Here is a 25454-nt window from a genome sequence, read left to right as displayed (position 1 = left end):
GAGGTGAGGGGGGACAGAACATGTACAAAAAATTTGTACCGTTTGCCGTTTTTTTATTTCTTTTTTTTGTCTCATTTGAGATGATGGAAAATCCGCATGCACTTGATTATATAGGGGCAATGAAAAAAGATACGGTGACTGTCACGGCGTCAAAAGACCAATTATATGAAGAATTGCTTCAAAAAGCGCCGGAGTACGAAGTTAAGCCCCAGAATGCAAGAATTGATAAAGTGTGGAAAAGCATTCCAGGCTACAATGGATTAAAGGTCAATATTGAACAATCATATAAAAAAATGAAAAAGCATGGTGAGTTTCGGGAAAAAGATTTGGTGTACAGTCAAGTAAAACCAAGTGTTCATCTTGAGTCACTTCAGCCTGAGCCTATTTATAAAGGAAATCCTGACAAACCGATGGTGGCTTTTTTAATCAATGTGGCATGGGGAAATGAGTATTTGGAAAAAATGCTCCCTATTCTGCAAAAGCACCAGGTTAAAGCTACGTTCTTTTTAGAAGGCAATTGGGTGAGAAACAATGAAAAGCTCGCTAAGAAGATTGCAAAAGACGGACATGAAATCGGAAATCATTCATACAATCATCCGGATATGAGCAAACTGACTACAGGAAGAATTTCCGAGCAGCTCGACAAGACTAATGAACAAATAGAACAAACGATCGGCGTTAAGCCAAAGTGGTTCGCTCCGCCAAGCGGAAGTTTCAGAAAAGCGGTTATCGACATTGCAGCAGAGAAACAGATGGGAACAGTCATGTGGACAGTTGATACAATCGATTGGCAAAAGCCGGCTCCGTCTGTACTTCAGACGAGAGTGTTAAGCAAGATACATAATGGTGCCATGATTTTAATGCATCCGACTGACCCTACGGCGGAAAGTCTTGAAGCGCTGATTACACAGATAAAAGACAAAGGATATGCGCTTGGAACAGTCACTGAACTAATGGATGAAACAAGACTATTGAAGTAACAGATGAAGGCAGCTTGTCTTTGAATAGGAGGAACAAATTTGATTAAACGATATACGTGTCAAAATGGTGTAAGAATTGTGCTGGAAAATAACCCGACAGTCCGTTCTGTTGCGATCGGCGTATGGATCGGCACAGGTTCGAGACATGAAACGCCGGAGATAAACGGAATTTCTCACTTTTTAGAGCACATGTTCTTTAAAGGGACGAGCACAAAATCTGCACGCGAGATAGCAGAATCTTTTGATCGTATTGGCGGCCAGGTCAATGCGTTTACTTCAAAGGAATATACCTGCTACTATGCAAAGGTGCTTGACGAGCATGCGAATTACGCGCTGGACGTATTAGCAGATATGTTCTTTCATTCAACGTTTGATGAAAACGAGCTGAAAAAAGAGAAAAATGTAGTATATGAAGAAATTAAAATGTATGAAGATGCGCCGGACGACATTGTACATGATTTATTGAGCAAAGCCACTTACGGCAATCATTCTTTAGGCTACCCAATTCTAGGCACGGAAGAAACGCTTGCTTCCTTTAACGGTGACTCTCTCAGACAATACATGCATGATTATTATACGCCGGACCGAGTGGTGATTTCGGTAGCGGGCAATATATCTGACAGTTTTATCAAAGATGTAGAAAAATGGTTCGGGTCATACGAGGCGAAAGGCAAAGCGACAGGCCTTGAGAAGCCTGAGTTCCACACGGAAAAACTGACGAGAAAAAAAGAAACAGAGCAGGCTCATTTGTGCCTTGGATTTAAAGGCTTAGAGGTTGGCCATGAACGTATTTATGATTTAATCGTCCTCAACAATGTGCTCGGAGGCAGCATGAGCAGCCGGCTGTTCCAAGATGTGCGTGAAGATAAAGGACTTGCTTATTCTGTTTACAGCTATCACAGCTCATATGAGGACAGCGGAATGCTCACTATTTACGGTGGAACGGGTGCAAATCAGCTTCAGCAGCTGTCGGAAACAATTCAAGAAACCCTTGCCACATTAAAACGTGACGGCATTACCTCAAAAGAACTGGAAAACAGCAAAGAGCAAATGAAGGGAAGCTTAATGCTGAGCTTAGAAAGCACAAACAGCAAAATGAGCCGAAACGGAAAAAATGAACTGCTGCTCGGCAAACATAAAACATTAGATGAAATCATCAATGAATTAAACGCCGTGAACTTAGAGCGTGTTAACGGCCTTGCCAGACAATTGTTTACCGAAGACTATGCATTAGCACTTATCAGCCCTTCCGGCAATATGCCGTCTTAAAAAGGAAAGCCTGCTCCATAATGGAGCAGGCATTTTTTAATCCCTTTCATCATACATAGTACAAGGGGGTGACAGACATGCGGCTCAGTGAATTATCAGGAAAGGAAATTGTAGACATCAAAAGAGCTGAACGGCTCGGAGTGCTCGGCCAGACCGATTTGGAAATCAATGAACAGGATGGACAGATTACAGCACTCCTCATTCCCACAGTTAAGTGGTTTGGTTTGAGAAAGCGAGGTCATGACATTCGTGTCCCATGGCACCATATTCAAAAGATCGGTTCAGATATGATTATATTAGATGTACCTGAGGAAATGCCTCCTCGACAAGAGTAAATAGCCCAATTGACTGTGAAGCGGGCTCTAAAGAAAACATCTGAAACATCGGCTGCCGGAGCCGATGTTTTTTTATATGGAAAAAGCGCATCTTTTATATTCACCAGTATTTTCTTTTGATCATAAGATGAAGGGGAGCTTAACAACTAGAGATCCAGTATATACAAAGAAGGTGAACGTTTAGAATGTTAACCGGATTGAAAATTGCAGTTATCGGCGGTGACGCAAGACAGCTCGAAATTATAAGAAAGCTCACTGAACAGCAGGCTGACATCTATCTTGTCGGTTTTGACCAATTGGATCACGGTTTTACCGGGGCAGTAAAATGCAATATTGATGAAATTCCTTTTCAGCAAATAGACAGCATCATTCTTCCAGTATCCGCGACAACAGGAGAAGGTGTCGTATCGACTGTATTTTCTAATGAAGAAGTTGTGTTAAAACAGGACCATCTCGACAGAACGCCTGCACATTGTGTCATTTTCTCAGGAATTTCTAACGCCTATTTAGAAAACATTGCAGCTCAGGCAAAAAGAAAACTTGTTAAACTGTTTGAGCGGGATGACATTGCGATATACAACTCTATTCCGACAGTAGAAGGAACGATCATGCTGGCTATTCAGCACACGGATTATACGATACACGGATCACAGGTGGCCGTTCTCGGTCTGGGGCGCACCGGGATGACGATTGCCCGTACATTTGCCGCGCTCGGGGCGAATGTAAAAGTGGGGGCAAGAAGTTCAGCGCATCTGGCACGTATCACTGAAATGGGGCTCGTTCCTTTTCATACCGATGAGCTGGAAGAGCATGTAAAAGATATAGATATTTGCATTAATACCATACCGAGTATGATTTTAAATCAAACGGTACTTTCTAGCATGACACCAAAAACCTTAATATTGGATCTGGCCTCACGTCCCGGGGGAACGGATTTTAAATATGCCGAGAAACAAGGGATTAAAGCACTTCTTGCTCCCGGGCTTCCAGGGATTGTCGCTCCTAAAACAGCTGGGCAAATCCTTGCAAACGTCTTGAGCAAGCTTTTGGCTGAAATACAAGCTGAGGAGGGGAAATAAGGATGTCGTCATTAAAAGGAAAAAGAATCGGGTTTGGGCTGACCGGGTCGCATTGCACATATGAAGCGGTTTTCCCGCAAATTGAGGCGTTGGTCAACGAAGGAGCTGAAGTCCGTCCGGTTGTCACATTTAATGTAAAATCTACAAATACCCGATTTGGAGAGGGCGCAGAATGGGTTAAAAAAATTGAAGACCTGACTGGATATGAGGCCATTGATTCGATTGTAAAGGCAGAACCTCTTGGGCCGAAGCTGCCCCTTGACTGCATGGTCATTGCGCCTTTAACAGGCAATTCAATGAGCAAGCTGGCAAATGCCATGACGGACAGCCCGGTGCTGATGGCGGCAAAAGCGACAATCCGAAACAATCGGCCTGTCGTTCTGGGTATCTCGACAAATGATGCTCTTGGTTTAAACGGAACAAATTTAATGAGGCTCATGTCAACAAAAAATATCTTTTTTATTCCATTCGGGCAAGACGATCCCTTTAAAAAACCGAATTCAATGGTAGCCAAAATGGATCTGCTACCGCAAACGATTGAAAAGGCACTCATGCACCAGCAGCTTCAGCCGATTCTAGTTGAGAATTATCAGGGAAATGACTAAATTTACAGAAAATCTTTCCCAAACTAAAAAATTCGGTCATCACCCGCATATTCTATGGTAAAATAAAACGTAAAATCATAGTCAAATCAATTCAATGAAGCTGATTGGCGGAAGGAGTTTTACAGATGGGAAGAGGTTTACACGTAGCTGTTGTCGGAGCGACAGGGGCTGTGGGACAACAAATGCTTAAAACACTTGAAGACAGAAACTTTGAAATGGACACACTTACATTGCTATCTTCAAAACGCTCTGCGGGGACAAAAGTCACGTTTAAAGGCCAAGAGCTGACTGTTCAGGAAGCTTCTCCTGAGAGCTTTGAAGGGGTAAATATTGCTTTGTTCAGCGCCGGCGGAAGCGTATCACAAGCATTGGCACCAGAAGCTGTAAAACGCGGCGCTATTGTTATAGATAATACGAGCGCGTTCCGCATGGATGAAAATACACCGCTTGTTGTGCCAGAAGTGAATGAGGCAGATTTGCATGAACACAACGGCATTATTGCCAATCCAAACTGCTCTACAATCCAAATGGTTGCGGCACTTGAACCGATCCGCAAAGCATATGGCTTAAACAAGGTCATCGTATCAACTTACCAGGCAGTATCAGGAGCGGGTAATGAAGCTGTAAAAGAGCTTTACAGCCAAACACAGGCGATTTTAAATAAAGAAGAAATAGAGCCTGAGATCATGCCTGTAAAAGGTGACAAAAAACACTATCAAATCGCCTTCAACGCGATTCCGCAAATCGATAAATTCCAAGATAACGGCTATACGTTTGAGGAAATGAAAATGATAAATGAAACGAAAAAAATCATGCACATGCCTGACCTTCAAGTAGCGGCTACATGTGTGAGACTGCCAATCCAAACTGGGCACTCAGAGTCCGTCTATATCGAAATAGACCGTGATGACGCTACCGTTGAAGATATTAAAAATCTATTGAAAGAAGCTCCGGGCGTGACACTTCAGGATGATCCAAGCCAGCAGCTTTATCCGATGCCTGCTGATGCTGTCGGCAAAAACGATGTGTTTGTGGGCCGCATCCGCAAAGACTTGGACAGAGCAAACGGTTTTCATTTATGGGTTGTTTCTGATAACCTATTAAAAGGCGCAGCATGGAACTCTGTTCAAATTGCAGAAAGCCTGAAAAAACTAAACCTCGTATAAAAGAGAGAATTTTTTAAAGACGAATAGAAGAGAGTAAGGCGCTATCAGCCTGCTCTCTTCTGTTACGTCCGAATAATTTGGAGTGAAAACAGTGAAGATAATTGTTCAAAAGTTCGGCGGAACATCAGTAAAAGATGATAAAGGCCGCAAACTGGCTTTAGGGCATATTAAAGAAGCAATCAGTGAAGGATATAAGGTTGTCGTTGTCGTTTCAGCGATGGGCCGAAAAGGGGACCCGTATGCAACAGATTCTTTGCTCGGGCTGCTTTACGGCGATCAGTCAGCGATTTCTCCTAGGGAACAGGATTTGCTTTTATCTTGCGGAGAGACTATTTCCTCTGTCGTCTTTACAAGCATGCTGCTTGATAACGGTGTGAAAGCAGCTGCGCTGACAGGGGCTCAGGCGGGCTTTTTAACGAATGATCAGCATACCAATGCGAAAATCATTGAAATGAAACCGGAGCGTTTATTCAGTGTGCTCGCCAATCATGATGCGGTAGTCGTCGCAGGCTTCCAGGGCGCAACTGAAAAGGGTGATACAACTACAATCGGCAGAGGGGGCAGCGATACGTCTGCAGCCGCACTCGGAGCAGCTGTTGATGCGGAATACATCGATATTTTCACCGATGTAGAAGGCGTGATGACTGCTGACCCAAGAGTGGTGGAAAATGCAAAACCGCTTCCTGTTGTGACGTATACGGAAATCTGCAACCTGGCGTATCAGGGGGCCAAGGTCATTCATCCGCGTGCGGTGGAAATCGCAATGCAGGCCAAGGTTCCGATCCGCGTCCGTTCGACTTATTCGAATGATAAAGGTACATTGGTGACATCACATCACTCTTCCAAGGTCGGCAGTGATGTTTTTGAAAGGCTGATTACGGGAATCGCCCATGTCAAAGATGTCACGCAGTTCAAAGTGCCTGCGAAAATCGGCCAGTATAACGTTCAGACTGAAGTGTTCAAGGCTATGGCAAACGCTGGAATCAGTGTCGATTTCTTTAACATTACACCTAGTGAAATCGTCTATACGGTAGCCGGAAATAAAACAGAAACAGCTCAGCGTATTTTAATGGATATGGGCTATGATCCAATGGTGACGAGAAACTGCGCGAAGGTATCGGCGGTCGGCGCGGGCATTATGGGTGTTCCCGGTGTTACGTCCAAAATTGTATCGGCTCTTTCAGAAAAAGAAATTCCGATCCTTCAATCGGCTGACAGCCATACGACGATATGGGTGCTCGTCCATGAAGCGGATATGGTTCCTGCTGTAAACGCTTTGCATGAAGTGTTTGAACTTTCGAAGTAAATGTGATTGAATCATGATGAGGTGAATAAAATGAATTTCGGAAATGTGTCTACAGCGATGATTACACCCTTTGACAATAAAGGGAACATAGACTTTCAAAAACTGTCTACACTGATTGATTACTTGTTGAAAAACGGAACGGATTCTTTAGTAGTAGCGGGAACAACTGGAGAATCTCCGACCCTTTCAACTGAAGAAAAAATTGCGCTTTTTGAATATACGGTAAAAGAAGTAAACGGACGGGTGCCCGTTATCGCTGGTACTGGAAGCAACAACACGAAAGATTCCATTAAGCTGACAAAAAAAGCTGAGGAAGCGGGCGTGGACGCTGTTATGCTTGTTACCCCGTATTACAATAAACCTTCTCAAGAAGGAATGTACCAGCATTTTAAAGCAATTGCGGCAGAGACATCTCTTCCGGTTATGCTCTATAATGTTCCTGGCCGTACGGTTGCTTCTCTTGCTCCTGAAACGACGATCCGTTTGGCGGCGGACATTCCGAATGTGGTTGCGATTAAAGAAGCGAGCGGAGACCTAGAAGCGATTACAAAAATTATTGCTGAAACACCGGAAGACTTCTATGTCTATTCAGGGGATGACGCTCTGACGCTTCCTATTCTTTCAGTTGGAGGAAGAGGAGTTGTATCAGTGGCGAGCCATATTGCAGGCTCTGATATGCAGCAAATGATCAAAAATTATACGAATGGGCAAACAGCTAATGCGGCACTGATCCATCAGAAACTGCTGCCGATTATGAAGGAACTGTTTAAAGCGCCTAATCCTGCTCCAGTCAAAACAGCGCTTCAGCTGAGAGGTCTTGATGTCGGTTCTGTGCGTCTGCCTCTAGTCCCGTTAACTGAGGATGAACGTCTGAGCTTAAGCAGCACGATCAGCGAACTGTAAGAAAATTTCATACAGTGAAACAAACGCGGTCATTCTCACATTCAGCTGAGTTTGACCGTTTCTTTTACATATTGGTTTTCCCTAAACCTTCTGCTTTATCTTGTTTTCTAAATTTACTTTCAGTTATAATAGGAACAAGTGATGATGGACGGGTATGAGACTAGGAGGATATAGATTTTGAAAAAGAAAAATACAGAAAACGTTAGAATTATCGCCCTTGGCGGTGTCGGAGAGATTGGGAAGAACCTTTATGTCATTGAAATTGACTCGGACATATTTGTCGTTGATGCCGGCCTTATGCATCCAGAAAACGAAATGCTCGGTATTGATGTAGTGATTCCTGACATATCATATTTGATTGAACGGGCTGACCGCGTCAAGGCAATCTTTTTAACGCACGGGCACGATGAAAATATCGGCGGCGTTTTTTACTTATTAAACAAGCTGTCCGTTCCAGTGTACGGAACAAAACTGACGCTTGCATTGTTAAGAGAGAAATTAAAACAATACGGACATAACCGAAAAACTGATTTAAGGGAAATTCACTCAAAATCTGTCATTACATTTGAATCAACAAAAGTATCGTTCTTTAGAACGATTCACAGCATTCCTGATTCTGTAGGTGTGAGCTTTAAAACATCACTTGGATCTATTGTATGCACGGGAGACTTCAAATTTGACCAAACACCTGCACTTAATCAGACGTGCGACATTGGCGAGATCGCCAAGATCGGTAATAGCGGCGTGCTCGCTCTGCTTTCTGACAGTGCAAATGCAGAACGGCCGGGTTACACCCCTTCGGAAGCGGCTGTCAGCGGAGAAATTTCGGATGCGCTGTATAATTCACAGAACCGGGTGATTATTGCAGTATTCGCATCCAATATTAACCGGATTCAGCAAGTCATTCATGCAGCGGCTCAAAATGGCAGAAAGATTGCCGTAGCCGGAAAAAATCTTCAATCTGTCCTGCAGCTGGCGAGAAAGTTAGGATACATTGAAGCAGATGATGAATTGTTTATTTCTGTACAGGATGTCAAAAAATATCCGAAGCGCGAAGTGGCCATTATTACAGCCGGAAGCCAAGGTGAACCATTAGCTGCTTTGACAAGAATGGCAAACAAAGCTCACAAACAGCTGAACATTGAAGAAGGGGATACGGTGGTCATTGCGTCAACTCCGATTCCCGGGCAGGAACTCATTTACTCTAAAACAGTAGATCTTCTTGCGAGAGCCGGTGCACAAGTCATCTTTGCCCAAAAGCGTGTTCATGTATCAGGCCACGGCTCACAAGAAGAGTTAAAGCTGATGATCAACCTGCTTAAACCAAAATATTTGATTCCTGTAAACGGCGAATACAGAATGCAAAAAGCTCATTCAAAAATCGCTGAAGAAACCGGCATGAAGCGCAGTGACATCTTCTTAATTGAAAAAGGAGACGTCGTTGAATTCCGCGGCCAAAACGTAAAAATTGGGGATAAAGTTCCTTACGGCAATATTTTAATTGATGGTTTAGGTGTCGGTGATATCGGCAATATCGTATTGAGAGACCGCCGCTTGCTTTCACAGGACGGAATTTTAATCGTTGTCATTACACTTGATAAACAAAAGAAACATCTTGTATCAGGACCAGAAATTATCACTCGCGGCTTTGTTTATGTAAGAGAGTCTGAAGGTCTAATCGTACAGGCTACTGAGCTCGTCCGGTCCATCGTGACAGAAGCGACTGAAACATCAAATGTCGAATGGTCAACGCTGAAGCAGGCAATGCGGGATGCTTTGAACCAATTCCTTTATGAAAAAACGAAACGTAAACCGATGATCATCCCAATTATTATGGAAGTATAATGACTGACTAAAGACCGGAGCTGCTCCGGTCTTTATTTTTTGTCCTTCAAGCCGGGATTGAATGAAGTATCTTTGTTCATAATACAAAGAGAAACTCGGAAAGGATGAAAGCGAGATGGATCATCGTATGGAAAACACAGAAGAAGAGCGTCCTGAAAAAAATGATGCGAAGGACAGCATTATGAATAAAATACAGCAGCTTGGTGAAACGACGCTTCCGCAGCTGCCCCAAGATACAAATATTCATTGTCTGACCATTATCGGACAAATTGAAGGCCATGTTCAGCTTCCTCCGCAAAACAAAACAACAAAATATGAACATGTCATCCCGCAGATTGTGGCAATTGAACAAAATCCCAAAATTGAAGGCTTGCTGATCATATTAAATACTGTCGGAGGAGATGTTGAAGCTGGTCTTGCAATAGCGGAAATGCTTGCATCTTTATCGAAACCGACCGTTTCTATCGTGCTTGGCGGGGGGCATTCCATCGGCGTTCCGATTGCTGTATCCTGTGATTACAGCTATATCGCCGAAACAGCAACGATGACGATTCATCCAGTTAGGCTCACCGGGCTGGTCATCGGGGTGCCGCAAACGTTTGAATACCTGGATAAGATGCAAGAAAGAGTTGTTAAATTTGTGACAAGCCATTCCAATATAACCGAAGAGAAATTTAAAGAGCTAATGTTTTCAAAAGGAAACTTAACACGGGATATCGGAACAAATGTAGTCGGTAAGGATGCAGTTAAATACGGATTGATCGATCACGCAGGCGGTGTCGGACAGGCAATCAATAAACTGAATGAGCTCATCGACGAAGCAAGGAAAGAAGAAGGACGGATGATTCAATGATTCTTTATACCGTGATGCCGCAGGAAATTGTGTTTGCAGAACAGAACCAAGAGACAAGCGCACATGAGCAAATTGAATATAAAGGTGTACCGCTTCTAGTCGAAATGAAAGGGAATGAAGCGGAAGTCATTCAAATCATGAGCACCAATCCAATGCATTTTCTGCATCCGGACATTTCACCCGGACAAAAGCTGAAATTAAACGTATAAGAATCCAACCCTTTTTTAAGGGCAAAATATGCTATAATAGGGGAATCCTACAGAAAAAACGCAGCCTGTAAACGGCTGCTTTCTTCATTATGTATGAACTTACATTTTTTAACGCAGTAAGGTGATGAGTGTGGCAAAGAAAAAACGAAAATCAAGAAAAAAACAGGCGAAACAGCTAAATATAAAATACGAGCTTAACGGATTGCTGTGTATAGCCATTTCAATTATCGCAATCTTGCAGCTGGGGGTAGTCGGGCAAACGTTTATCTATTTGTTCCGCTTTTTTGCTGGAGAGTGGTTTATTCTATGCTTGTTAGGTTTATTGGTGTTAGGAGTCTCACTGTTTTGGAAGAAAAAAACCCCAAGCCTTTTAACGAGACGAAAGGCCGGGTTGTACTGTATCATCGCAAGCATATTGCTGCTTTCTCACGTGCAGCTATTTAAAAATTTGACGCACAAAGGGTCTATTGAGTCTGCAAGCGTGGTGCGCAATACGTGGGAATTGTTTTTAATGGACATGAATGGCAGCTCTGCTTCACCTGATTTAGGCGGAGGGATGATCGGTGCGCTGCTGTTTGCGGCTTCACACTTTTTGTTTGCGTCGACTGGTTCTCAGATCATGGCGATTGTCATGATTTTGATCGGAATGATTTTAGTAACTGGACGCTCGCTACAAGAAACGCTAAAAAAGTGGATGAGCCCGATTGGACGTTTTATAAAAGAACAATGGTTAGCATTTATTGATGATATGAAATCCTTCAAATCAAATATGCAGTCATCGAAAAAAACGAAAGCGCCGAGCAAAAAACAAAAACCGGCCCGCAAAAAACAGCAAATGGAACCGGAGCCTCCTAATGAAGAGGGGGATTATGAAACAGTATCGCCTCTTATTCATTCAGAGCCGATTATCTCAAGCTTTTCTGATCGTAATGAAGAGGAAGAGTCTCCAGTTATAGAAAAGCGCGCCGAACCTGTGTCGAAGCCGCTTCAGGACATCCAACCGGAGACAGGTGATCAGGAAACTGTTTCTGCTCCTCCTATGACCTTTACAGAGCTCGAAAATAAGGATTACGAGATGCCGTCACTGGATTTGCTGGCAGATCCGAAGCATACCGGCCAGCAGGCTGATAAAAAGAATATTTATGAAAATGCCAGAAAGCTTGAACGCACATTCCAAAGCTTTGGCGTAAAGGCGAAAGTCACACAGGTTCATCTCGGACCGGCCGTAACAAAATATGAAGTATATCCTGATGTCGGAGTGAAGGTTAGCAAAATTGTCAATTTAAGCGATGATTTAGCGCTTGCGCTTGCTGCGAAGGATATCAGGATCGAAGCGCCTATACCAGGCAAATCAGCAATCGGAATTGAAGTTCCAAACGCAGAAGTGGCAATGGTTTCGCTGAAGGAAGTGCTGGAGTCTAAATTGAATGACAGACCGGATGCGAAGTTGTTAATTGGACTCGGCCGCAATATTTCAGGTGAAGCTGTATTGGCTGAGTTAAACAAGATGCCCCACCTTTTGGTCGCAGGCGCAACCGGTAGCGGGAAAAGTGTCTGTGTCAACGGCATTATTACAAGTATTTTAATGCGCGCGAAACCGCATGAAGTGAAAATGATGATGATCGATCCTAAAATGGTAGAGCTAAATGTCTACAACGGGATTCCGCATTTGCTTGCTCCGGTTGTAACCGATCCGAAAAAAGCGTCGCAGGCTTTGAAAAAGGTTGTCAATGAAATGGAGCGGCGATACGAATTATTTTCTCATACGGGTACAAGAAATATTGAAGGATACAATGATTATATAAAACGCGCCAACAATGAAGAAGGAGCGAAACAGCCAGAGCTGCCTTATATTGTTGTCATTGTGGACGAGCTTGCCGATCTCATGATGGTCGCTTCATCTGATGTGGAAGATTCGATTACGAGATTGTCCCAAATGGCGCGGGCTGCCGGCATCCATCTTATTATTGCGACACAGCGGCCATCGGTGGATGTTATCACAGGGGTGATCAAAGCGAACATTCCGTCACGAATCGCGTTCAGCGTATCTTCACAGACGGATTCAAGGACCATTCTTGACATGGGTGGCGCTGAGAAGCTTCTTGGCCGCGGCGATATGCTGTTTTTACCTGTAGGGGCTAATAAACCTGTCCGTGTGCAGGGAGCGTTTTTGTCGGATGACGAAGTGGAGAAGGTCGTCGACCATGTGATTACGCAGCAGAAAGCGCAATATCAAGAAGAAATGATTCCTGAGGAGACAACGGAAACTCATTCCGAGGTTACTGATGAACTTTATGATGAAGCTGTTGAATTAATCGTCGGCATGCAGACGGCATCTGTTTCAATGCTGCAAAGAAGATTCAGAATCGGCTATACGAGAGCGGCGCGCCTGATTGACGCAATGGAAGAACGCGGTGTTGTCGGACCGTATGAAGGCAGCAAACCTAGGGAAGTATTATTATCAAAAGAGAAATATGATGAGCTCTCTTCTTAATGAAGGGAGTTCCGCTTTCTATAGTTGTCAATAATAACATTATGTAAACTGGTCACCTTTCTATTTATTTTTTCGACAAAACATGATATAGTTGTCCCAATTGTTCAATAATTTTTATCGAAAGTGGTTTACGGAGGGGAAACATGTCTACAAAAGCTGATAATCGGCACTTGTATTTGAAAGTAATTGAACGAATTAAAGAGGATATAAAAAATGGGATCTACACTGAGAAGGAAAAGCTGCCTTCTGAATTTGAGCTTTCCAAAAAGCTTGGTGTCAGCAGAGCAACGCTAAGAGAAGCCTTGCGGATACTGGAAGAAGAGCATGTGATTATCAGAAGGCATGGTGTAGGCACTTTTGTCCATTCTAAGCCGTTATTTCTTTCGGGCATTGAACAGCTGAACAGTGTAACCAAGATGATAGAACAGGCGAATATGACCCCTGGCACGATTTTTCTATCATCACAAGTGCTTATGCCGTCTGAAGATGATACGAAGAGATTTCATTTGGCAGAAGGGCAAGAACTTTTTTACCTTGAACGAGTCAGGACAGCTGACGGACAGCCGATTGTGTATTGTATAGACAAAATTCCGATGAATATTTTGCCGAATTCTTTTTCTCATCAGCAAGAATCTATGTTTGACCTGCTTGAGAAAAATTCAGGCTCCGTAATCAGCTATGCAGTAACTGATATAGAACCGATCGGTTATCACGATACCATTTCTCCAGTACTTGAATGCGATCCGGAAACAGCTCTTTTGCTGTTAAAACAAACCCATTACGATCAGCACGATAAACCGGTGCTTTATTCTTTAAATTATTTTAGAGCAGATAAATTCAGATTTCATGTTTTGCGTAAACGATTCTAAAAACGGACGCCTGTATGTGTCTGTTTTTTTATTTGCACTGATTCATGTTTCTTTGTACATACTTTCATTCCGGTTAACGCAATATATAAGGGATGACAAGAAAGTGAATGGGTGAAAATGTTGAGAGAGAAAAATGGAATGAAAAATATTATTGCATTGTCTTCCGTCCCGCTTGTGATGACACTCGGGAACTCCATGCTGATTCCTGTTCTTCCGATGATGGAGAAAAAGCTGTCTGTGACTTCATTTCAAGTGTCTTTAATCATTACTGTATACTCAGTAGTAGCAATTATTTGCATTCCGATTGCCGGATATTTGTCGGATCGTTTCGGGAGAAAAAAAATATTGCTTCCTTGCCTCCTCATTGCAGGATTGGGGGGAGCGGTAGCTGCTTTTGCCTCGACCTATATGAAAAATCCTTATGCGATGATCTTGGCGGGGCGGGTTCTTCAAGGCATTGGTTCTGCAGGTGCCGCTCCGATCGTCATGCCGTTTATCGGCGACCTGTTTAAAGGAGACGATGAAAAGGTCAGCGCCGGTCTTGGCGATATTGAAACCGCCAACACGTCAGGGAAGGTACTGAGTCCCATACTTGGAGCCTTACTGGCTTCTTGGTATTGGTTTGTACCGTTTTGGTTTATTCCGTTTTTCTGTTTGATCAGCTTTTTGCTCGTATTGTTTTTGGTGGCCAAGCCTGAAGAAGATGAAGATGCGCCTGCTGTTTCTGAGTTTATTAAGAGTGTGAAGAAAATTTTTAAACAGGATGGTCGCTGGCTTTATACGGTCTTCATTATCGGGTGTGTCATTATGTTTTTGTTATTTGGCGTATTATTTTATTTATCAGATACGCTGGAGAACAAGTATGCTATTGACGGAGTAGCTAAAGGCGGATTACTGGCAATCCCACTTTTGTTTTTGTCAACCAGTTCTTTTATAGCTGGCAAAAAGATCGGTAAAGATAAAGGCCGAATGAAATTTTGCGTTGTTACAGGAATGATTCTGTTAACCCTTTCGTTTATTGCCTTGTGGTGGAACCACAGTTTTTATTTTTTATTTGTCTTTTTAAGCTTTGGCGGGATTGGGATTGGAATGGCTCTTCCTGCTTTAGATGCATTGATAACCGAAGGGATTGAAAGTGAACAATGCGGAACCATTTCCTCCTTCTACAATAGCATGCGCTTTATAGGAGTAGCTCTCGGTCCACCTGTTTTTGCTGCATTAATGTCTAATGCAAACTGGATTATTTTCATACTCTCGGCGTTTTGCAGCATCGTTTCTTTATTTTTAGTGCTCTTTACTGTAGATGCTAAAAAAAGTGAAGAAGAAGAAAAAAACTTAGGGACGGTCTAGCCAGCCGTCTTTTTTTGCGCTTTCTTGCACAGTTTACAACTGTACCTATACAGCATGCGGAGGTTATTGTTTCCTTATAAATCCTACAGTTGCTATAATTACATGAAAGAGTGTTTCTGCGAATGCTGAAAATTGGTCATAATACATACTAATTAAGAAATGAACGAAGGAGGTTCCATATGTCATATGTTAATGAACTCAAATCAAAGCACGGCGGTTTAACCGCACACATTGTAGAAACAGAAAAATTCAAAACCGTCTCGCTTATTTTTAAGATGCTTGCGCCGCTGACAAAGGATCAAGTCACCAAAAGAGCGCTGCTTCCGCATGTGCTTCTTCGCGGAACGAAAAGCCATCCGAAAACCGCAGAATTGCGTTCATACCTGGATGAGCTGTACGGCACGTCAGTATCGGCTGATCTTACGAAAAAAGGAGAGCGGCACGTCATTACGTTCAGGCTTGAAATCCCAAATGAAAAATATTTAAAAGACCAAACGCCGCTACTTGAGAAAGGGCTCCAGCTTCTTGCAGAAATCGTCTTTTCACCTGCTTTGGAGGGAGACGCTTTTCAGTCACAATATGTGGCTCAAGAAAAACGGACGCTTAAGCAAAGAATCCAAGCCGTCTATGATGATAAAATGCGCTATTCGAATTTAAGGCTGATACAGGAAATGTGCAAAAATGAGCCTTACGCGCTTCATGTCAATGGTGAAATCGACGATGTCGATGACATTACGGCAGAGCAATTATACGAAACATACCAAAGCGCTATCCAAAAAGACCAGCTTGATTTATATGTAGTTGGCGATGTGGACAGTAACCAGGTACATTCGGCAATTGATAAGTATTTCAAAACAGAAGAGCGCACTCTTGGCACGATTGAAAACAATCACCCTGATGAAAAAGTTCAGCCAAAAGAAGTAATTGATGAAGAGGATGTCAAGCAAGGAAAACTGAATATCGGCTACCGCACCAGCATCACTTATACAGATCAGGATTATCCTGCTTTACAAGTGTTTAACGGATTGTTCGGCGGATTCTCTCATTCTAAACTTTTCATTAATGTTCGGGAAAAAGCCAGTCTTGCTTACTACGCGGCTTCGCGTATAGAAAGTTTTAAAGGCTTGTTAATGGTGATGTCAGGCATTGAAGTGAAAAATTATGAACAGGCGGTTTCGATTATTGCTGAGCAATTCCAGGCAATGAAAAATGGCGATTTCAGTGAGCAGGATATAGCACAGACAAAGGCCGTCATTCGAAATCAAGTGCTGGAAACGATTGATACAGCATACGGTTTATCTGAATTTTTATATCAGCAGGCTGCTGCTCAAGTCGAGATTCCTATCGAAGACTTTCTTGCCAATATTGAGAATGTCACAAAAGAGGATATCATTAAAGCCGGCGAAAAGATTCAGCTTGATACGACTTATTTCTTAAAAGGGACGGAGGGTGCATCTTGATCAAACCAATCGAATATGAACAGCTTCAGGAGACGCTGTATCATGAAAAAATGTCCAACGGCCTTGATGTTTACGTTTTGCCGAAAAAAGGCTTCAACAAGACATATGCGGTCTTTACAACAAAGTACGGCTCGATAGATAACCGGTTTGTCCCTTTAGGTAAAAACGAGATGGTTCACGTGCCGGACGGGATTGCTCACTTTCTTGAGCACAAGCTGTTTGAGAAAGCGGACGGAGACGTTTTTCAAGATTTCAGCAAACAGGGGGCTTCTGCCAATGCGTTTACGTCATTTACAAGAACGGCTTACCTTTTCTCAAGCACATCAAATGTTGACCGCAATTTAGAGACGCTTATCGATTTCGTACAGGACCCATATTTTACTGAAAAAACGGTTGAAAAGGAAAAAGGGATTATCGGGCAGGAGATTAATATGTACGACGATAACCCTGATTGGAGGCTTTACTTCGGGGTCATTGAAAACATGTACAAAGAGCATCCTGTCAGAATTGACATAGCGGGAACAGTGGAAAGCATTTCACATATTACAAAAGACCTTCTTTATGAATGCTATGAAACGTTTTATCACCCGAGTAACATGCTCCTTTTCATTGTCGGACCTGTAGATCCTGAAGCGATTATTTCTCAGGTAAGAGAAAACCAGGGGAAAAAGCCGTATACTGATCAGCCGGAGATCAAACGGGAAGAAGTGAAAGAGCAAGAAGCGGTTTTCCGAAAAGAAAAAGAGATCAAAATGAACGTGCAGGGACCGAAATGCCTTGTTGGGCTGAAATCCAAAAATCCGTTTAAATTAGGCAAAGAGCTCTTAAAGCATGAACTTTCAATGAACTTATTGCTTGAAGCTCTTTTTGGCAAAAGCTCTGCCCAGTATGAATCACTTTATGAAAAAGGATATATTGACGAAACGTTTAGCTTTGATTTTACTGCTGAATATGGGTTTGGTTTTGCGGCGATCGGCGGAGATACGCCTGAGCCTGATCAATTGGCTGAAGACATTTCAAGCATGCTTTTGCGCGCCGGTGAACTGATTACTGCTGAAAAGATTGAACTTGCCAGAAAGAAAAAGATTGGTACATTCTTAAAAGCGCTGAATTCCCCTGAATACATCGCCAATCAATTTACCCGTTATGCGTTCTTGGATATGAGCCTGTTTGACGTTGTAACGGTACTCGAGCAGATTACCCTTGAGGATGTCCAGAACGTAATACAAGAGGAAATCGCTGCAGACAGGCTGACTGTCTGCAAGGTTGTTCCTAAATCATAAATAAAACATCCCTCCAGTGTGAGGGGTGTTTTTCTGCGGAAAGAAGGAAAGAGGATGAACAAAACAGCACTAATCACCGGAGCAAGCGGCGGCATTGGCAAAAGCATCAGCGAAACCCTTGCGGCTAAGGGATACAATCTGCTGTTGCATTACAATACAAATCAATACGCGGCAGCGGAGCTTGCTGAAAAACTAAGTCAGATGTTTGGCGTAAATGCGGAGATATTACAAGCTGATCTGTCTGCGCAAGATGGAGCAGATAAGCTGACAAGTTCAATTGTTCAGCCGATTGATGCGATTGTTTTAAACAGCGGACGAAGCCATTTTGGGCTGATTACGGATGTAGATAACGCAACGGTTCAGGAAATGGTTCAGCTTCATGTGGCAAGTCCGTATATGCTGACGAGAAACCTTCTGCCAGGCATGATTCGGAATAAATCGGGAGCGATTGTGGCTGTCAGCTCGATTTGGGGAGAGACTGGAGCATCCTGTGAAGTACTGTACAGCATGGCAAAAGGAGCTCAGCATTCATTTGTAAAAGGATTGGCTAAGGAGCTGGCACCAAGCGGAATCAGGGTAAACGCAGTAGCGCCAGGTGCAGTTGATACAAATATGATGAATCAATTTACCCCGGCTGAAAAAGAAGAGATCGCTGATGAGATTCCGATCGGCCGGCTGGCCCGGCCGCAAGAAATTGCTGATGCAACAGCTTTTCTCCTGTCTGAAAAAGCGTCATATATCACCGGCCAAATTCTGTCGGTGAATGGCGGCTGGCACTGTTGACACGAAAATATTCGGTGTATAGTTTCTTTTGTGAAGGACACAATAATCTTGTAACTTCACATGAAATGGAGGAAACAAGCATGTCAGTATTAGAAAACTGGGATAGCTGGAAAAACTTCCTTGGCGACCGTCTGAACTATGCGCAAGATAAAGGTATGAGCCAGGATACGATTACAGATCTTGCGACAGAAATCGGCAGCTACTTGGCTAATGAAGTGGAATCTAAGAACGAGCAGGAAAAAGTGCTGGCAGATCTTTGGAGTGTAGCATCAAAAGATGAACAGCACGCCATTGCCAATATGATGGTTAAGCTTGTTGAAAATAACAGCACTCACTAGGAAGAGAGGGGATTTTTCCTCTCTTTTTTATGTTTTCCTCATCACAGCAACATTCTTCTTTCTAATTAGAGAAAAATGCTTTATGATAAAGGAAGGTAAAATTTTGCCACAATGAAGGGGGTATATCATTTGGCAAAGCTCGAATGGTATTTTGAATATGAAATTCAAGTGAACCGCCCCGGACTGCTCGGGGATATTTCATCTCTTCTTGGGATGCTTTCTATCAACATCGTAACGATAAACGGCGTCGATCTTTCCAGAAGGGGAATGCTTCTCAGGTGCCGCCATATAGATCAAATTAAACGATTAGAATCAATCTTAAAAACGATGGAAACAATTAAAGTAACGAAGCTTAGAGAACCGAGGCTTCGCGACCGACTTGCCGTACGCCACGGCCGTTATATTCAACGGGATGCCGATGACAAGAAAACGTTCCGCTTTGAACGGGACGAGCTTGGCTTATTAGTCGATTTTATGGCCGAATTGTTCAAAAAAGAAGGCCATAAATTAATCGGAATCAGAGGTATGCCGCGTGTCGGGAAAACGGAATCGATTGTAGCCTCTAGTGTGTGTGCAAGCAAAAGGTGGCTGTTTGTGTCATCAACCTTGCTGAAGCAGACGATAAGAAGCCAGCTGATTGCCGATGAATACAGCACTGAAAATGTCTTTATCGTTGACGGAATTGTGTCAACACGAAGAGGATCGGAACGCCATCTCCAGCTGGTCCGAGAAATCATGCGGCTGCCTGCAACAAAAGTGGTGGAGCATCCGGACATATTCGTTCAAAATACAGAGTATACACTAGATGACTTTGATTATATTATTGAACTGAGAAATGACCCTGATGAGGTTATTACATATGAACATGCCGAGGAACCCCAAATGTTTGATCAATCCGGGTTTTCAAGCTTTGATTTTTAAAATTGGAAGGTGTTTGTTGTGACTGAACTAGGAATCCGGCTCAAAGAAGCCAGAGAGGAAAAAGCAATGTCATTGGATGATCTCCAAGCGGCAACAAAGATTCAAAAAAGGTATTTAACCGCCTTGGAGGAAGGAAACTATGACATTATTCCGGGGAAGTTTTATGTTCGGGCATTCATCAAGCAATATGCAGAAGCCGTTGGGCTTGATGCGGATCAGCTGTTTGAGGAGCATAAAAAAGATATCCCTAATACGTATCATGACGATGTGTCTGAAAAGATCTCCGGCATGAATCTTCAAAAGGAAATGCCAAAGCCAGCATCTAAGGCGCTGGAGCTGCTGCCAACGATACTTGTTATTCTCGGCGTGATTGTCGTGATTGCCATTGTGTACGCGATCATTCAGTTTGCCAATCACAAAAACAGTGATGATCACAATGCGGCATCAGAAAAAGCAATTACGCAAAGTGAGAGCAAGTACGAAATCCCTAAAGATTCAACGCTGAAAGAGAATCAAAATAACAGCTCTGAAAAAGAGACAGACACTAAAAAAGAAACGAAAGAAAACGAAGATAAGAAAAAAGAAAATGACAGTGATAAGCTGGAGATTAAAGCTGCTGGCACTGAAGGATCGTTAACGACTTATGAAGTGTCCGGCGCTGATAAAATCGAGCTGGAACTGAAGGCATCAGACAGCTCCTGGATTCGAGTGCGCGATGAAAACAGCAGCTCTTTAAAAGAAGGAACGCTGAAAAAAGACGAGACCTATAAAAAAGACATAACTGATCAGAAACAAGTTGATATCCGCACCGGATATGCACCTAATCTGAAAATAAAAATCAACGGTAAGGTTCTTTCATATGAACTTGATCCGAAAAAAGTGATGGCACAAACTATAAAGATTGTAAATAAAAAGGAAGAAAAGTCATCTTAATTACCAGATGACTTTTCTTCACGTCCGAGTATGAAATTGGAGGGGCTTTATGTTTAACTTACCAAATAAAATCACACTAGCTAGAATCGCATTAATCCCAATCTTCATGATTATCATGCTGGCGCCGTTTGACTGGGGCAGGCTCGAAGTTGGAGACGAATCGATCCCGGTCGCACATTTGGCGGGGGCCATTCTATTTATTATTGCATCTACAACAGACTGGGTGGACGGGTATTATGCCCGAAAATTGAATCTCGTAACAAACTTCGGGAAATTTCTTGATCCGCTTGCGGACAAACTGCTGGTATCCGCAGCGTTAATTATCCTTGTTCAATTTGATCTCGCTCCAGCTTGGATGGTCATTGTGATTATCAGCAGGGAGTTTGCCGTGACAGGTTTAAGGCTTGTCTTAGCCGGAACAGGAGAAGTCGTAGCTGCTAACATGCTTGGTAAAATCAAAACCTGGGCACAGATTATTGCGGTATCCGCATTGCTTCTTCATAATCTTCCATTTGAACTTGTGTCATTCCCGTTTGCAGACTTGGCACTGTGGGTAGCCGTCTTCTTTACTGTCGTCTCAGGATGGGAATATTTCTCTAAAAACTGGGAAGCGTTAAAAACATCTAACTAAGAAAGAAGGACTTCGTCATGGAATTTCCAAAAAAAGCAGAAATAATTGCAGTCGGTTCAGAGCTGCTGCTTGGCCAAATCGCCAATACAAATGCTCAATTTATCAGCAAACAGCTCGCTGAAATCGGGGTCAACGTATTTTATCATACAGCGGTCGGAGATAACCCGGAGCGGCTGAAGCAGGTCATCCGCATTGCTGAAGAACGCTCTGACTTCATTATTTTTTCAGGAGGGCTTGGACCCACAAAAGATGATCTGACGAAAGAAACGATTGCAAATACGCTGGGACGTCCGCTTGTGTTAAATGATGAGGCATTCCAATCCATTGAGGACTATTTCAAACGAACAAAACGCACGATGTCACCTAATAACCGAAAACAGGCGCTTGTGATCGAAGGTTCTGACGTGCTGGCGAATCACTTTGGAATGGCCCCGGGAATGCTCACAGAGCATGAATCGCGCTATTATATGCTTCTTCCTGGACCGCCGAGCGAATTGCGTCCAATGTTTGAAAACGAGGCAAAGCCTCTTCTGCTGAAAAAGATGGGTTCAAATGAAAAAATTGTGTCAACCGTTCTTCGCTTTTTCGGTATCGGTGAATCTCAGCTTGAAGCCGATTTGGAAGATATTATTGATGCGCAAACCAATCCGACAATTGCGCCTTTGGCGGCTGATGGAGAGGTGACGCTGCGTCTGACAGCCAAACACGCCGATGAAAAGGAAACAGAGCGTCTGTTAAAAGAAACAGAGGCCGTTATCTTAGAGCGTGTCGGTGAATTTTTCTATGGTTACGATGATACTTCTCTTGTAAAAGAGCTATCTATAGCGTGCAAGGAAAAAGGCATTACAATTTCTGCGGCAGAAAGTTTTACCGGAGGGCTGTTTTCTGAATGGCTGACGGATCATAGCGGTGCCTCAAAATTATTTGCCGGGGGCGTTGTTTGCTATACAAACGACGTGAAGCAGAATGTGCTTGGTGTCAAGAAGGAAACATTAGATCGTTTTGGGGCGGTCAGCAAGGAGTGCGCATCCGAACTGGCTAAGGGTGTTCAAAAACTCACTGGCAGCGATATCGGCATTAGCTTTACTGGTGTAGCAGGACCTGATGCTCAAGAAGGGCATGAGCCTGGGCATGTGTTTATCGGCATTTCCGCAAATGGTAAAGAAGAGGTTCACGAGTTTCACTTTGCGGGCTCCAGAACGGGGATCAGAAAACGCGGCGCTAAATACGGCTGCCATTTAATCTTAAAGCTTTTAGAGCAAAAATAATATTTTCAGCACATTATCCTCCTAAGAAAACATGATTTCTCTGATACATTATGATATTTTGATAGGAATCACGCCAAGAAAAAATCCGAATATGCGTTCGCTTTTTTCTTGGCAAATCCCTTCAAACAGGGTATAGTATATGTAGTGGTAACATAAAGGAGGAAAAAATAGAATGAGTGATCGTCAGGCAGCCTTAGATATGGCTCTTAAACAAATAGAAAAACAGTTCGGCAAAGGTTCCATTATGAAACTGGGAGAAAAGACAGATACAAGAATTTCTACTGTACCAAGCGGCTCCCTCGCTCTTGATACAGCACTGGGAATTGGCGGATATCCTCGCGGACGGATTATTGAAGTATACGGTCCTGAAAGCTCAGGTAAAACAACTGTGGCGCTTCATGCGATTGCTGAAGTTCAGCAGCAGGGCGGACAAGCCGCGTTTATCGATGCGGAGCATGCGTTAGATCCGGTATACGCGCAAAAGCTCGGTGTTAACATCGAGGAGCTTTTACTGTCTCAGCCTGACACAGGCGAGCAGGCGCTTGAAATTGCGGAAGCATTGGTTCGAAGCGGGGCAGTTGACATTGTCGTTGTCGACTCTGTAGCCGCTCTCGTTCCGAAAGCGGAAATTGAAGGCGACATGGGAGATTCTCATGTCGGTTTACAAGCACGCTTAATGTCTCAAGCGCTTCGTAAGCTTTCAGGGGCCATTAACAAATCGAAGACAATCGCGATTTTCATTAACCAAATTCGTGAAAAAGTCGGCGTTATGTTCGGGAACCCAGAAACAACTCCTGGCGGCCGTGCGTTGAAATTCTACTCTTCCGTGCGTCTTGAAGTGCGCCGTGCTGAACAGCTGAAACAAGGCAACGACGTAATGGGGAACAAAACGAAAATCAAAGTCGTGAAAAACAAGGTGGCTCCGCCGTTCCGTACAGCCGAGGTTGACATTATGTACGGAGAAGGCATTTCAAAAGAAGGCGAAATCATTGATCTAGGAACTGAACTTGATATCGTGCAAAAAAGCGGTTCATGGTACTCTTATGAAGAAGAGCGTCTTGGCCAAGGCCGTGAAAATGCAAAACAATTCCTGAAAGAAAATAAAGATATCATGCTGATGATCCAGGAGCAAATTCGCGAACATTACGGCTTGGATAATAACGGAGTAGTGCAGCAGCAAGCTGAAGAGACACAAGAAGAACTCGAATTTGAAGAATAAAAATAAAATAAGTTTCAAATGATACAAAAGGCTGAGTGAAAAACTCAGCTTTTTTGTATTTTGCAAAAAAATGATAAAAATATTGCTTTTTTTGACAACTTTTTTAGGGCTTTATTCGTCTAACAAAACGTGTGCAAAATGGAATTTATTTTGGGAGGAAAAAATGAATGACAAGCCCAACCCGCAGAAGAACTGCGAAACGCAGACGGAGAAAACTAAATAAAAGAGGAAAACTGTTGCTTGGTCTTTTAGCAGTGATGGTTTGCATTACGATTTGGAATGCTCTTCATCGAAATAGTGAAGAAAACAAGCCATCTCAAGAAACTGCAGCGGTTTCAAATACCGATCAGAAAAAAGAGGTCAAAAAGAAAACTGCCAAAAAATCAGAGGAACAAATCAAAACAGTGGATCGAAATCAAAAAATCAGCAATTATTTAGAAGAGATCGGTTTCAGCGGAACAGCCATGATTGTCAGAAATGGAGAAATCGTAACAAATAAAGGTTTTGGCTATGCTGACCGTAAACACTACATTCAAAATAATCCATTGACATCTTTTTATGTCGGTTCATCACAAAAAGCGCTGATTGCAACTGCTATTTTGCAGCTTGAGGAAAAGGGGAAACTTCAGACAAGTGATCCGGTAAGTACGTATTTACCTCATTTTCCTAACGGACAAACGATTACTTTGAAGAATCTGCTTACACATACATCGGGGATAAACGGACATATTGAAGGAAACGGCGCCATTACGCCGGACGATTTAATAAAAGACATAGAACTGCAGGGAATCAAACGTCAGCCGGGCGTATGGGACTACAAGGATTCCAACTATTCTGTTCTCGCTTATATTATTGCTGAAGTAAGCGGTGAGCCCTATGAACAGTACATACAGAATCATATTTTTAAACCTGCGGGAATGACGCATGCAGGCTTTTACAAAACATATGAAAAAGAACCTTATCCTGCTGTCGGGTATAAGATGGAGGGCAGCAAAACAGTTACACCGTATATACCTGATCTATCCCAGCTGTATGGAGCCGGTGATATTTATATGAGCGCTATAGATATGTACAAATTTGACCAAGCGTTGATAGACGGAAAACTGTATTCGCAAAATAGCTATGAAAAGATGTTTACGCCAGGGAGCAGCTCTACATACGGCATGGGATTTTATGTTGCTCCCGGAAGCTATTCAAACCATGGTGTGATGCCGGGCTTCAATATCTTGAACAGCTTTAGCAAATCGGGGCAAACCATTGTTATTTTGTTCTCAAACATTCAAAATAATGCTAAATTGGGCCAAGTGAACAATAAAATATACCAGCTTCTAAATCAAGAATGATTAGTGATCTTC

General features: G+C 43.0%; 24 protein-coding genes. All 24 read left to right on the top strand.

The genetic code is table 11. The annotated features are described in order from the left end of the window. Window positions 1-20: 20 nt before the first annotated feature. Window positions 21-980 carry a polysaccharide deacetylase family protein gene (locus tag M1D94_RS12315; RefSeq protein ID WP_014479804.1) on the top strand — a complete coding sequence of 320 codons (960 nt, stop codon included), beginning with the start codon at window positions 21-23 and terminating at the stop codon, window positions 978-980. A 39-nt stretch (window positions 981-1019) separates the two neighbouring features. Continuing rightward, window positions 1020-2249 carry a M16 family metallopeptidase gene (locus M1D94_RS12310; protein ID WP_003245717.1) on the top strand — a complete coding sequence of 410 codons (1230 nt, stop codon included), beginning with the start codon at window positions 1020-1022 and terminating at the stop codon, window positions 2247-2249. A gap of 77 nt (window positions 2250-2326) precedes the next feature. After that, on the top strand, window positions 2327-2584 hold the full coding sequence (locus tag M1D94_RS12305) for a YlmC/YmxH family sporulation protein (RefSeq protein ID WP_456270258.1): 258 nt from the start codon (window positions 2327-2329) through the stop codon (window positions 2582-2584). Between the two features lie 185 nt (window positions 2585-2769). Next, a complete protein-coding gene (dpaA, locus tag M1D94_RS12300) occupies window positions 2770-3663 on the top strand; it encodes a dipicolinic acid synthetase subunit A (protein ID WP_326243159.1) in 894 nt (297 codons plus the stop codon). A 2-nt stretch (window positions 3664-3665) separates the two neighbouring features. Beyond that, window positions 3666-4268, top strand: a complete 603-nt coding sequence (gene dpaB, locus M1D94_RS12295; protein WP_003231884.1) for a dipicolinate synthase subunit B — start codon at window positions 3666-3668, stop codon at window positions 4266-4268. A gap of 125 nt (window positions 4269-4393) precedes the next feature. Further along, window positions 4394-5434, top strand: a complete 1041-nt coding sequence (asd, locus tag M1D94_RS12290; protein ID WP_003244674.1) for an aspartate-semialdehyde dehydrogenase — start codon at window positions 4394-4396, stop codon at window positions 5432-5434. A 91-nt stretch (window positions 5435-5525) separates the two neighbouring features. Continuing rightward, the gene (dapG, locus tag M1D94_RS12285) at window positions 5526-6740 is read left to right on the top strand and encodes an aspartate kinase (protein WP_015483233.1); all 1215 of its coding nucleotides are present in this window, start codon (window positions 5526-5528) and stop codon (window positions 6738-6740) included. A gap of 30 nt (window positions 6741-6770) precedes the next feature. Continuing rightward, window positions 6771-7643: a 4-hydroxy-tetrahydrodipicolinate synthase gene (gene dapA, locus M1D94_RS12280; RefSeq protein WP_282627381.1), complete on the top strand. Its 873-nt coding sequence runs from the start codon at window positions 6771-6773 to the stop codon at window positions 7641-7643. A gap of 177 nt (window positions 7644-7820) precedes the next feature. After that, window positions 7821-9488 carry a ribonuclease J2 gene (rnjB, locus tag M1D94_RS12275; RefSeq protein WP_003231875.1) on the top strand — a complete coding sequence of 556 codons (1668 nt, stop codon included), beginning with the start codon at window positions 7821-7823 and terminating at the stop codon, window positions 9486-9488. A 115-nt stretch (window positions 9489-9603) separates the two neighbouring features. Continuing rightward, window positions 9604-10341: a translocation-enhancing protein TepA gene (tepA, locus tag M1D94_RS12270; RefSeq protein WP_003245712.1), complete on the top strand. Its 738-nt coding sequence runs from the start codon at window positions 9604-9606 to the stop codon at window positions 10339-10341. Then, window positions 10338-10550 (top strand): TepA modulator TepJ, encoded by a 213-nt coding sequence (gene tepJ / locus M1D94_RS12265; protein WP_003231871.1) that lies wholly within the window; start codon window positions 10338-10340, stop codon window positions 10548-10550. The genes tepA and tepJ overlap by 4 nt, the downstream gene beginning before the upstream one ends. 130 nt (window positions 10551-10680) lie before the next feature. Next, a complete protein-coding gene (gene spoIIIE, locus M1D94_RS12260; RefSeq protein WP_041850823.1) occupies window positions 10681-13044 on the top strand; it encodes a DNA translocase SpoIIIE in 2364 nt (787 codons plus the stop codon). A gap of 143 nt (window positions 13045-13187) precedes the next feature. Then, window positions 13188-13913, top strand: coding sequence for a GntR family transcriptional regulator (locus M1D94_RS12255; protein WP_003245732.1), 726 nt, complete (start codon window positions 13188-13190; stop codon window positions 13911-13913). Window positions 13914-14051: 138 nt separating this feature from the next. Beyond that, window positions 14052-15263, top strand: coding sequence for a bacillibactin exporter BcbE (gene bcbE / locus M1D94_RS12250; protein ID WP_031600514.1), 1212 nt, complete (start codon window positions 14052-14054; stop codon window positions 15261-15263). 179 nt (window positions 15264-15442) lie between these two features. Continuing rightward, window positions 15443-16723: an EF-P 5-aminopentanol modification-associated protein YfmF gene (gene yfmF / locus M1D94_RS12245; protein ID WP_070548979.1), complete on the top strand. Its 1281-nt coding sequence runs from the start codon at window positions 15443-15445 to the stop codon at window positions 16721-16723. Further along, a complete protein-coding gene (gene yfmH / locus M1D94_RS12240; RefSeq protein ID WP_070548981.1) occupies window positions 16720-18006 on the top strand; it encodes an EF-P 5-aminopentanol modification-associated protein YfmH in 1287 nt (428 codons plus the stop codon). Before yfmF ends, yfmH begins: the two co-directional genes overlap by 4 nt. 54 nt (window positions 18007-18060) lie before the next feature. Then, on the top strand, window positions 18061-18789 hold the full coding sequence (gene ymfI, locus M1D94_RS12235; protein ID WP_015483236.1) for an elongation factor P 5-aminopentanone reductase: 729 nt from the start codon (window positions 18061-18063) through the stop codon (window positions 18787-18789). A gap of 80 nt (window positions 18790-18869) precedes the next feature. After that, complete coding sequence (locus M1D94_RS12230) at window positions 18870-19127, top strand: DUF3243 domain-containing protein (RefSeq protein WP_003245199.1); 258 nt, start codon at window positions 18870-18872, stop codon at window positions 19125-19127. 129 nt (window positions 19128-19256) lie between these two features. Continuing rightward, on the top strand, window positions 19257-20048 hold the full coding sequence (locus M1D94_RS12225; RefSeq protein ID WP_003220998.1) for a DUF3388 domain-containing protein: 792 nt from the start codon (window positions 19257-19259) through the stop codon (window positions 20046-20048). 18 nt (window positions 20049-20066) lie between these two features. Next, window positions 20067-20981 carry a cell shape determination protein RodZ gene (gene rodZ, locus M1D94_RS12220; protein ID WP_021479276.1) on the top strand — a complete coding sequence of 305 codons (915 nt, stop codon included), beginning with the start codon at window positions 20067-20069 and terminating at the stop codon, window positions 20979-20981. A gap of 49 nt (window positions 20982-21030) precedes the next feature. Further along, on the top strand, window positions 21031-21612 hold the full coding sequence (gene pgsA / locus M1D94_RS12215; protein ID WP_003244753.1) for a CDP-diacylglycerol--glycerol-3-phosphate 3-phosphatidyltransferase: 582 nt from the start codon (window positions 21031-21033) through the stop codon (window positions 21610-21612). A 17-nt stretch (window positions 21613-21629) separates the two neighbouring features. Next, complete coding sequence (locus tag M1D94_RS12210) at window positions 21630-22880, top strand: competence/damage-inducible protein A (RefSeq protein WP_003231847.1); 1251 nt, start codon at window positions 21630-21632, stop codon at window positions 22878-22880. Window positions 22881-23052: 172 nt separating this feature from the next. After that, a complete protein-coding gene (gene recA / locus M1D94_RS12205; RefSeq protein ID WP_003245789.1) occupies window positions 23053-24099 on the top strand; it encodes a recombinase RecA in 1047 nt (348 codons plus the stop codon). A 167-nt stretch (window positions 24100-24266) separates the two neighbouring features. Beyond that, window positions 24267-25442 (top strand): serine hydrolase domain-containing protein, encoded by a 1176-nt coding sequence (locus M1D94_RS12200; RefSeq protein WP_273797336.1) that lies wholly within the window; start codon window positions 24267-24269, stop codon window positions 25440-25442. Window positions 25443-25454 lie beyond the last annotated feature (12 nt).

It is taken from the genome of Bacillus sp. JZ109 (assembly GCF_053903135.1).
This window is presented reverse-complemented; position numbering and strand designations above follow the sequence as displayed.

Excerpts from the sequence above, each read along its gene's own strand:
- tepA (WP_003245712.1), top strand. The coding sequence starts at position 9,604 with ATGGATCATCGTATGGAAAACACAGAAGAAGAGCGTCCTGAAAAAAAT.
- M1D94_RS12255 (WP_003245732.1), top strand. The coding sequence starts at position 13,188 with ATGTCTACAAAAGCTGATAATCGGCACTTGTATTTGAAAGTAATTGAA.
- M1D94_RS12315 (WP_014479804.1), top strand. The coding sequence starts at position 21 with ATGTACAAAAAATTTGTACCGTTTGCCGTTTTTTTATTTCTTTTTTTT.
- yfmF (WP_070548979.1), top strand. The coding sequence starts at position 15,443 with ATGTCATATGTTAATGAACTCAAATCAAAGCACGGCGGTTTAACCGCA.
- dpaB (WP_003231884.1), top strand. The coding sequence starts at position 3,666 with ATGTCGTCATTAAAAGGAAAAAGAATCGGGTTTGGGCTGACCGGGTCG.
- tepJ (WP_003231871.1), top strand. The coding sequence starts at position 10,338 with ATGATTCTTTATACCGTGATGCCGCAGGAAATTGTGTTTGCAGAACAG.
- bcbE (WP_031600514.1), top strand. The coding sequence starts at position 14,052 with ATGAAAAATATTATTGCATTGTCTTCCGTCCCGCTTGTGATGACACTC.
- M1D94_RS12305 (WP_456270258.1), top strand. The coding sequence starts at position 2,327 with ATGCGGCTCAGTGAATTATCAGGAAAGGAAATTGTAGACATCAAAAGA.
- M1D94_RS12200 (WP_273797336.1), top strand. The coding sequence starts at position 24,267 with ATGACAAGCCCAACCCGCAGAAGAACTGCGAAACGCAGACGGAGAAAA.
- dpaA (WP_326243159.1), top strand. The coding sequence starts at position 2,770 with ATGTTAACCGGATTGAAAATTGCAGTTATCGGCGGTGACGCAAGACAG.
- M1D94_RS12210 (WP_003231847.1), top strand. The coding sequence starts at position 21,630 with ATGGAATTTCCAAAAAAAGCAGAAATAATTGCAGTCGGTTCAGAGCTG.
- dapA (WP_282627381.1), top strand. The coding sequence starts at position 6,771 with ATGAATTTCGGAAATGTGTCTACAGCGATGATTACACCCTTTGACAAT.
- M1D94_RS12230 (WP_003245199.1), top strand. The coding sequence starts at position 18,870 with ATGTCAGTATTAGAAAACTGGGATAGCTGGAAAAACTTCCTTGGCGAC.
- recA (WP_003245789.1), top strand. The coding sequence starts at position 23,053 with ATGAGTGATCGTCAGGCAGCCTTAGATATGGCTCTTAAACAAATAGAA.
- pgsA (WP_003244753.1), top strand. The coding sequence starts at position 21,031 with ATGTTTAACTTACCAAATAAAATCACACTAGCTAGAATCGCATTAATC.
- asd (WP_003244674.1), top strand. The coding sequence starts at position 4,394 with ATGGGAAGAGGTTTACACGTAGCTGTTGTCGGAGCGACAGGGGCTGTG.
- ymfI (WP_015483236.1), top strand. The coding sequence starts at position 18,061 with ATGAACAAAACAGCACTAATCACCGGAGCAAGCGGCGGCATTGGCAAA.